This is a genomic window from Marinobacter sp. UBA2498 (assembly GCF_002341575.1).
GTDB classification, from domain to species: domain Bacteria; phylum Pseudomonadota; class Gammaproteobacteria; order Pseudomonadales; family Oleiphilaceae; genus Marinobacter; species Marinobacter manganoxydans.
This window is the reverse complement of record NZ_DDOI01000093.1, coordinates 1-8,777: the sequence shown is the minus strand read 5'-3', so window position 1 is coordinate 8,777 and position 8,777 is coordinate 1. Positions and strand designations below refer to the sequence as shown.

10 protein-coding genes and 1 pseudogene are annotated in these 8,777 nt (G+C 56.2%); 7 read left to right on the top strand and 4 right to left on the bottom strand.

From position 1 onward, the window contains the following. Positions 1-219: pseudogene (locus B2W52_RS12975) on the top strand (pseudoazurin); the annotation flags it as partial. A gap of 112 nt (positions 220-331) precedes the next feature. Continuing rightward, positions 332-982, top strand: a complete 651-nt coding sequence (locus B2W52_RS12970) for a dimethylsulfonioproprionate lyase family protein (RefSeq protein WP_008172346.1) — start codon at positions 332-334, stop codon at positions 980-982. Positions 983-1,025: 43 nt separating this feature from the next. Here B2W52_RS12970 and B2W52_RS12965 read toward each other — a convergent pair whose 3' ends face one another. The 3 genes from B2W52_RS12965 to B2W52_RS12955 form a co-directional block, all read right to left on the bottom strand. After that, on the bottom strand, positions 1,026-1,781 hold the full coding sequence (locus B2W52_RS12965; protein ID WP_273068945.1) for a putative 4-mercaptohistidine N1-methyltransferase: 756 nt from the start codon (positions 1,779-1,781) through the stop codon (positions 1,026-1,028). After that, positions 1,742-2,806, bottom strand: a complete 1,065-nt coding sequence (gene ovoA, locus B2W52_RS12960; RefSeq protein WP_199185495.1) for a 5-histidylcysteine sulfoxide synthase — start codon at positions 2,804-2,806, stop codon at positions 1,742-1,744. The genes B2W52_RS12965 and ovoA overlap by 40 nt, the downstream gene beginning before the upstream one ends. 67 nt (positions 2,807-2,873) lie before the next feature. Beyond that, the gene (locus B2W52_RS12955; RefSeq protein WP_008172345.1) at positions 2,874-3,389 is read right to left on the bottom strand and encodes an MFS transporter; all 516 of its coding nucleotides are present in this window, start codon (positions 3,387-3,389) and stop codon (positions 2,874-2,876) included. 87 nt (positions 3,390-3,476) lie between these two features. On the opposite strand from B2W52_RS12955, the gene B2W52_RS12950 reads away from it, so the two are divergent. Next, positions 3,477-5,033, top strand: a complete 1,557-nt coding sequence (locus B2W52_RS12950) for a BCCT family transporter (RefSeq protein WP_008172343.1) — start codon at positions 3,477-3,479, stop codon at positions 5,031-5,033. 76 nt (positions 5,034-5,109) lie between these two features. Further along, the gene (locus B2W52_RS12945; protein WP_286803450.1) at positions 5,110-6,159 is read left to right on the top strand and encodes a mechanosensitive ion channel family protein; all 1,050 of its coding nucleotides are present in this window, start codon (positions 5,110-5,112) and stop codon (positions 6,157-6,159) included. Between the two features lie 32 nt (positions 6,160-6,191). On the opposite strand, the gene B2W52_RS22320 is transcribed toward B2W52_RS12945, so the two are convergent. Next, on the bottom strand, positions 6,192-6,311 hold the full coding sequence (locus tag B2W52_RS22320) for a DUF2860 family protein (protein ID WP_008172339.1): 120 nt from the start codon (positions 6,309-6,311) through the stop codon (positions 6,192-6,194). Positions 6,312-6,844: 533 nt separating this feature from the next. On the opposite strand from B2W52_RS22320, the gene B2W52_RS12935 reads away from it, so the two are divergent. The 3 genes from B2W52_RS12935 to B2W52_RS12925 all read left to right on the top strand — a co-directional run bounded on the left by B2W52_RS12935 (position 6,845) and on the right by B2W52_RS12925 (position 8,451). Next, on the top strand, positions 6,845-7,228 hold the full coding sequence (locus tag B2W52_RS12935) for a DUF2750 domain-containing protein (RefSeq protein ID WP_008172335.1): 384 nt from the start codon (positions 6,845-6,847) through the stop codon (positions 7,226-7,228). Positions 7,229-7,342: 114 nt separating this feature from the next. Beyond that, the gene (gene trxC / locus B2W52_RS12930; protein WP_273068940.1) at positions 7,343-7,783 is read left to right on the top strand and encodes a thioredoxin TrxC; all 441 of its coding nucleotides are present in this window, start codon (positions 7,343-7,345) and stop codon (positions 7,781-7,783) included. A 257-nt stretch (positions 7,784-8,040) separates the two neighbouring features. Further along, positions 8,041-8,451: a hypothetical protein gene (locus tag B2W52_RS12925; protein ID WP_273068939.1), complete on the top strand. Its 411-nt coding sequence runs from the start codon at positions 8,041-8,043 to the stop codon at positions 8,449-8,451. Positions 8,452-8,777 lie beyond the last annotated feature (326 nt).

The window sequence follows — 8,777 nt, the reverse complement described above, 5'->3', positions numbered from 1 at the left end:
CTGACCCTTGCGTCCGGCGTGGTTATGGCAGCAGAGCATGTCGTTGAAATGAAAAACTCTGGCGCTGACGGCGCAATGGTCTTTGAGCCAGGATTTGTGAAGGCTGAGCCCGGCGACCCGGTCAACTACGACGCTGCCAAAGCCGCGGTGGACAAGCTGACCTCTGCTGCAGCCACGAATAAGGATCGGCTGAAGGGTTACTTCGAGCAGGTTCAGTAATCTGGTTGAAGCCGTTAATGCCGCGCCCTCCGGGGCGCGGCATTGTTTGTGAAACACAAAATCACCTATCCTGAATCCCGAACTTCCGGATACGCGCAGGAGAAGAGCGGATATGGCCAGACTCTCAGATCATGTGGATTGGCAATATGTGTTTCGGGAGTACTGGCACCTCTATAGATTTGGTTCTGCGGGTGGAAACCCGGTCATTCGTTCGCATCTCAAAGATGTCCGAAATCGACTTAACGCTGAACTTGAGTCCAATCCTGTTGTTGAGTTTGACCAACCTGTGCAGCTTCCAGTATGCGCATGGCTCGGGCGGGCTCTGGACCAGGGATTGAGTGAGCGGACCGCACCAGTTGTTAGAGTCCTGACGCGAGTCTCTGGCCAGCTTACCTGGCGCTATGGCTATGAAAGGATGCATAAAAGCCTGGCCCGTAAATACGCGTACGCTGAGCTGATGGGCCCGAACGGACCTGTGCTCAGCAAAAACGTCATACTGGGCCTGGTGCTATTCGGCCCAAAATGTACCTACCCGGAACACAGTCACGACGGCATCAGCGAGTCGTACATCTGTTTGAGTGGTTCGGTCTCTGACAGCAACTACAGCGTATTTACGCCGGGCTCCCTGTTCTTCAACCCGCCGGAAAAAGCCCACCGTATGACCACCGGGGACTTTGAGCCTACGCTCCTGGCCTACGCCTGGACGGGGACACCTGAAAAGCTCGCGAACCAGAGAATGAGCTTTGCGGGACGCAAGAGTTAAACGACCTGGTTCAGCCCTTTCAGAGGAGAGATTACCGCGCTGATCAGCGCGGCAACCGCTCCCAGATAGTTACTTCCGACAGGGTATGCTGGAACTTGTGCTGGGTTTCGCGGATAACGAAAGGCACCTTTCTCGGCTGACTGACTAGCCTGAAATGCTGTGAGAGGTGCTCTTTCAGGCCATCCAGCGTGGTGTGGTTCTCACCATCCTTTTTGAAACCGCCAATCCACTCTTCCTTCGGCGTGTGTTCCTCCAGCCAGGTGTAGGGTGAAGCAATAACCAACAGCCCACCGTCGTTGATTCGCTCGTGAATGCTGTCCAGAAAACGCCTTGGGCGGTAGAGGCGATCAATAAGGTTGGCCGCCAGAACAAGGTCGTAGCCCGAGTACTGCGGTTTCAGGTTACAGGCATCCCCCTGGTAGAAGCTCACGTTCTCAGAACATTCCTCGAGGCCAAGTTCTTTGAGCGTTCGGGTGTGATAGCTGACCAGTTCGCCTTCCTCTGCAAGTGCATAGCGAATGGAGCCTTGCTCGGCCATTTCCACGCCCAGCCTGATAAAGTTGGCTGAGAAATCGACGCCTTCCACCTGGTCAAAGCGCCTTGCCAGCTCGAAACTGGACCGGCCACAGGCGCAGCCCAGATCCACTGCTTTGCCGGTGGGCTTGCCATTCATGGCACCCAGGGCCAGATCCGCCAGGGCCTTCGGAAAGTTTTCCACGCCAAACCAGGTGTCACCGAAGTAGAGCTCCGCGTATTCAGTCAGCAACCGGTCGCTTTCGTAGTAGGCATTGGGTTGCACCGCTTCGCTTTCCGAGTCGATGTAGCGGAAGCCGGGCAGGAAGATGCTCCATGGTCCAGGTGCAGGTTGGCGTTGGCAGGGTCGTTGTCCACCTCTTTGATACCGGTTTCCTCCCGTTTCCACTCGCAAAAGGCTTTTGCTTCGTGGTAATTGACTTCCACCGGCCAGTCCCACGGCATCTCCACTTCCTCGGTCATCAGTCGCAGGTGCCACCCATTCTGCCAGCGCCAGAACGTTGGATGCCTGGCCTTGGCGAATTGGCGCCAGGCGCAACCTTCTTCACTCCAGAACCGGTCTTCCTGGTAACCGCCAGCTTCAACAAACGCCAGGAATTCCTGATTGCTGACCAGATACTGACTGGCCCTAAACTCATCGACCTCGGCTTCATGCTCGCCGTATTCATTGTCACAGCCGTAGTAGGCGTCATCGTAGGGTTTGCCGATTGAAACTGTGCCGGCTGGCACGGTGATCAGCTCGTTTTCCGGCGCTTCACCGGTTTCACGAATCGGGGCCCCTTCCGGCTGCGGGCGGACCATTGCCAGATCATGCTGGCGGATCAGTACAGACGAGGTCTCCAGATGGATACGCTCGTGCTCGACGCCCATGACGATGGGCCACCAGGGGCTCTCCCAATTGATTGGCAGGCTGAGCGGCAGTGTTTCGATCAACTCGAGAACGGTGGCCCGGACTTTGGCCCGGTAATCCATGACTTCGGCGACGGTAGGCCAGTCGTAATGGTCCTCGTCCAGATCGTCCCAACTCATCTCATCGACACCCACTGCAAAAATCGACTCCATGCGCGGATCGATGCGCTCGGGTAGCAGCTTGGCCAGAACCAGCTTGTTAACGAAGAATGGTGCGGTGTGGCCAAGGTAGAAAATGAGGGGGTGTCTCAGAGGGATCGACTTCTGGAAGTATCCGGCGTCCTCAGCAAACCTGTCGTGCGGCACGCCGCTCTGGATGAGAAGGCGGTTTCCGGTATTGGCACTGTCATTGTCGAACACGTCCTTTGTTTTTTTACCCACATGCATACGTTTCGATGGTCAGGGATGGTTCAATTCTCCCTGCAAACCGTTTAGAGCTTCCCTGTGGTCAAAGTGTTACACGCCAGCTTCTTTTTTCGCCAGGGCGACTGTCCGGGGCGCGCACCAGCTGCACCGAGGAGAATCGCCGTAGTAACGGACGGTTGATCAGGTTCAGGGCAGCCATGAACGCAATGTTGGCGGCGAATAGAATGGCAAACGTGCTGTTGGAGAGGCCAGACCATTCCTGGTAGATGAACGAGGAATGGGTGATGAGCAACAGCATGGTGCTGAAACACAGAACCTGAATGCCGATAAAACGCATGGTGGTTTTATGTCTGAGCACCAGCAGGTAGTTGGTCACCAGGGACCGAATCGGTGTGGTGGTCGGGATTCGAGGCTGGAGCTTCGGGAAAAGCGCAACCTGCAGCGTCAGGACAAGAAACGCGGCATAGCCCGCCAGCATGAGAAGTATCCACTGCCACTCGCCAAGCGCCAACATGAGTGACCCCAGCGAGGGTGCTGCAGCGGGCGCTATGAACATGATCAGCCCAATGAGGCCGAACAGCCGGGCGGCGGTTTTCATCGGAGCATGCGTATTTTCAGAAATCCCCGTGCATGAACCGCTCACTTCCTGCAGCCTGCGCGGCTTTTTCTTCCAGAGGCAGACCTTATGACCGTGCAATCCGAATCTCTCCCGCGAGCCAGAAGTGGGCCGCTGACAGACAGCGATCCCGTTGTTCTGGTGCTCACTATCGGCTTCATACTTCTGTTCGTAGGGGCCTCAATATTCGACAGTAGCTACGTGGCGGAACTCATCGGTAGCGGGTTTGCGTGGACCGCCACCTATCTGGGCTCCTTTTTCCAGTTACTGCTGCTACTCACATTCTTCATCGCCATTGGAACAGCCCTGAGCCGGGCCGGCGCCGCTCGGATAGGCGGACTGGATCGACCAGAAATCGGCCGTTTCCGGTGGCTGTCGATGATCATGTGTACCTTGTTGGCCGGAGGCGGGGTGTTTTTTGCCGCTGGTGAACCGGTTTACCACTTTGTTGTTACGCCTCCGGCTTTTAATACCGAAGCTGGCTCCGCCGCAGCGGTCGCTCCCGCCATGGCCCAGTCGTTCACGCACTGGGGATTCCTGGCATGGGCCGTGCTCGGCTCCCTGACAGCCCTGGTCCTGACGCGGGCCCACTACGGACAGGGCAAACCTTTGCAACCAAGAACGCTGTTGTACCCGGTATTCGGTGAGAAAGTCATTCAGGGGCGCCTCGGTGGTGTCATCGATGCCTTCTGTGTGATTGCCGTGGTGGCCGGCACCGTCGGGCCCATCGGTTTTCTCGCCACCCAGATGAGCTTTGGGTTGCATGAGCTGTTCGGAGTGCCAGACGGCTACGGTACCCAGCTGAGCGTTCTGGTGGTTCTGGCCGGGGTGTACATGACTTCTGCCATGACCGGTCTGCATAAGGGCATTCAGTTGCTGAGCCGTTTCAACGTGATATTGGCGTTGGTTATTGCCGGGGTTATCTTTGTCTTCGGCCCCACGCTGTTCCTGGCGAATACCTACACCCAGTCGATGGGTGAATACGTCACCTCGTTCTTTGCCATGGCAACCATGACCGCAGAAACGGCACCGGCCTGGTGGATGAAATGGTGGACGGTGTTTTTCTTTGCCTGGTTCATTGGTTATACGCCGTTGATGGCAGTGTTTGTTGCCAGAATCTCCCGGGGCCGGACCGTTCGTGAAATGGTTCTGGCGGTGGCCGTATTGGCCCCCATCGCGACCACCATCTGGTTCACCCTGCTCGGTGGCTCCGGTATCTATCACCAGCTAGCCGGTACTTTCGACCTGACTGAAGCTCTGAACAACTTTCGCTTTGATGTCGCCACACTGACCGTGGCTCAGGCTTTGCCCGGCGGCACCTGGATGGCGGCGGCGATTCTGTTGCTGACAACCATTTTCGTTGCCACCACCGGCGACTCCATGAGCTATTCGATTGCTATGGTCGGAGCTGGCCACGACGAACCAAGCCCTTGGATCCGTGTGTTCTGGGGCGGTGCCATGGCATTGATGGCGGCCATTCTTCTGTATATGGGCGCCGGCCAGATTGGCGTACTCCAGCAGTTCATCGTGCTGACAGCGATTCCGGTTTCACTGGTTATCCTCCCCTCGCTCTGGACCGGGCCGAAAGCGGCCATGGCGATGGCACGGGAGCAGGGGCTGGTCTAGGCTTTTACGGGGCTGAGCGGAATACAGGGATGTGTTCGCCTGCCGACTTTTCTGATTGAAAGCTCGGGGAGGGCAGATGCTGGAATCGTTTGAAGCCGGTTTCAAGGCATGGTTGTGGCCGGGTTTTACGGCGATTCTCGCGGTTGCCGCGACCTATGTCGTGTACCGACTGGCTCTGGCAGTCTTCCGGCGTTTTTCAGAGTCCAGGACGGTCATTCGCCTGTTCCTCGATGCGGCTGCCCGGGCGCTCGGTGTTGTTTTCTGCCTGCTCACCCTTGCAGGTTCGCTGGCGGCCGCCCCACCGGATCTGCCTTTGATGGCGGCGATTCAGCAAATCACCACCCTTCTGCTCATCCTTGCCATTACATGGGCGGCCGTTCGACTGACCTCGGCCATAGGCGAGGTCATTGTCGCGCTCAATCCAGTGCTGGAAGGGCAGTGGAAGCGGGCACGCAAGGTCGAAACCCAGACCCGATTCCTGGTCCGCGCACTTAATATTCTCATCGTGATCATCGGCCTGGGCGCTGCCCTGATGACCTTTGAATCGGTTCAGCACATGGGTGCCAGCCTTCTTGCCTCCGCGGGTGTCGGCGGCCTGATTCTCGGGTTCGCGGCCCGTCCTGTATTGAGCAACCTGCTGGCCGGTATGCAGATTGCCCTGACCCAACCTTTCCGTATAGACGACGTGCTGTATGTGCAGGGCGAGTGGTGCTGGGTGGAAGAAGTCACAGCGACCTATGTGGTCTTGCGGGTCTGGGATCTGCGTCGCCTTGTAGTGCCACTGCAATGGTTTATCGAGAACCCGTTCCAGAACTGGTCCAGGAATACCGCAGAGTTGCTGGGAACAGTTTTTATCTGGGTCGACTACACCATGCCGGTTGAACCGCTCCGGCAGGAATTCACTCGTTTGCTCAATGAATCGGGGCTCTGGGATGGCGAATTTTCCTCGGTGCAGGTGACCGATTCCAGTGATCAGGCCATTCAGGTGCGTTTTTTGATGAGCGCCGCCAACTCCAGCAAGAACTGGGACCTGAGATGTGCGGTCCGGGAGGGCATGGTAACCTTCATCCAGGAACATTACCCGGCCCAGCTGCCGAGGCTTCGGGCCCGAGTGGTTGAAAACTGAGCCTTGGTTGAGCGCTTGAAGGCCAGGCGAGATCAGAACTTATAATTTAGCCCCACCGCAAACAGGTACGAGGATTCATCGTAGAAGGTCAGGTTGGATTGGGTGTCGCCAAAGCCGGCAAAAGAAATAAACGACCAGTCCTTCCAGCCCATGAATTGCGGGTACTCGTAAGCTGCAAACAGGCTGAGCTCATCATCAGAACGCTTTTATTGAACAACGTGCTGGCGCTGCCATCGACGTTAAAGTTGGACGTTGAAGAGATGATCCCCGCATTTAGCGAGACTTCACCACTGAATCCCTTTTGCGGAGGCGCCGGTTGGGCGAAGACAGGCAACGCGATGCACAGGATTGGGAGGGCGAGGTACTTCTTCATTCGGATGCTCCGATTTCTTTGGGGCAGGCGCGGTTTCGAGGTGTGACCTCAGTGATGCTCCTTTTACTTACGCGTGAATAGTGTCTTGCGGTTCAGCATGGTTCTGGCAGTCTTGATTTTCCACGCCATGATGAACTGCACCGGTGAGTGGTTGCAAATCTCCCCTGAAATGTATCCCTTTATGCTCTTAGGCAACCTGGCCCTTGCAGCGTTGCTGATAATGTTTTGGATATGCGGCCGCCAGTCTCCGCCAAATACGTGTTAGGCTCCGCCGAATACCGAAAAGCAAACGACTGGAGTGGCGTACCTGACATGAGCAGTGAAGACCTCAATCAAGTAATGGAAATGGATGGTGAAGAGCGGTACGACTACTTCCTGAGCCAAGTGGCCGAGGAACGGGAAATCTGGATCCTGGTTAACGGCCAGAGCCAATTCCTCAAGATCGCCTCGGACGATGGCGATGTGGAATACCTGCCCGTGTGGCCGGCTTCGGCGTTTGCCGCCGAGTACGCCAACGGCGGCGATGAGCTGACGCCCCGCAGTATTTCACTGCCGGACTTCTTCCGGAAATGGGTCCCCGGTTTAACGAAGGATGGCCTCGATGTGGGTGTATTTCCCGGCCCTGATAAAACGGTATGGATCACCGAACCGGCAGAGCTCAAGCAGGATCTTCAGGACGTAATGTCTGATTTCTAGTACAGTTTTCATCGCCTGGCCGCTTTGGCGAGACGAGTAATATGAAGCGCTGCTTGATTTCGTCTGGTCTGCCCTGATCATTTATCTCAGTACACAATCTGAGGGCAATCAATCATGACTGATATCCGACACCTGGTCTGTCCCCACTGCCACAAGGAAAATCGCGTGCCTGCGGATAAATTGTCATCTGGCGGCAATTGCGGCGCCTGCAAACAGCCGTTGTGGCCGGATCAGGTTCTGGAACTTACAGACCAGAGCTTTGCTAATCATACCGGGCGCAGTGATCTGCCGGTGCTGGTGGACTTCTGGGCGAGCTGGTGTGGCCCCTGCAAAATGATGGCGCCTCAGTTCGAACAGGCCGCGAGAGACTGGCGGGGCAAGGTACGTTTTGCCAAGCTAAATACGGAACAGGCCCAAGGCCCGGCCAGCCAGTTTGGCATTCGCAGCATCCCTACCATGATCCTGTTCCAGAATGGCCGGGAAGTGGCCCGCCAGAGCGGCGCCATGAATCAGGCGCAGATCAGCCAATGGCTGCAGTCGAAGGGTATTCGCTAGCCTGATAAGGCTGTTTATTCGCTGGCCGGTCATTAAAACGCCACAATGGCTGAGGCCCTGCCATTGCAGGGCTGAAGACACCTATCCGAGCTGTTCCCACAAAGTTATCCACAGTTTTTGTGGGTAAAGCTGACTTTGCAGCGACATCGACTTTCTTATGGTATGTAGCCAGAATTCGAGCCAAACTGTCTGTAACTCGAAAGGCAGAGTCGGGCAAGCGGCGGCCTTACCCGATTGATCACTCCAACGAGGGCCGAATGAGAGCAGTCCTGTTTATTATCATGGCATTCTGGTTCCTTCCAGTTTCGTCCCAAACGCTCAAGATTATGGGATCGGACGAGAGCTTTCTCCCGTTTTATTACGGCAGTAATCTCAGCGAGGGCATTCTGGTCGAGGTGATCAATGAATTCACCAAACAGACCGGTATCGCAGCCGATTTCGTCCCGATGGCGCGTAAACGCCAGGCCTGGGCTCTGGAACGAGGACTGGCCAACGCGGTTTTCGCCAACCCGCTATGGATGCCTTTGCCGGACCAAATGCACGCCGTAGGGCCGTTGTTAACCTGGCGTGACCGCGTGTTCGCGCAAACGGTGCGATTACATCGTCATGAACGAAACGGAGTTCCGGTTTCTTGCACAGCTGGGGGACGTAGATCCGGAACCTTATAGCACGGAACTGATAGACGCCGAGTGGCCGGTCTATCTTGGGATACTTGAAAACGAGACAGCTTTAATTGAAGCGGCGGAAGCTTTTTTCTCTACCTACACGATTGACGTGGAGGCCATGCTACCCAGACTGCCACGGCCGGACCGTTGAAGAGATTGATGGTCGGTTTGTCGATACGCCAGGCATGCGAGCGGCTTTCCAGGCGTCGTACCAGAATGTCCGCTTTGCAATCTAGCCGCATCCAGGGCACTACTAAACAAAAGCGGACATTCGCGACTCTCCACTGCGAGCCGGTTTTTGATCCAGTCTTGAAGAACGATGAACCGCT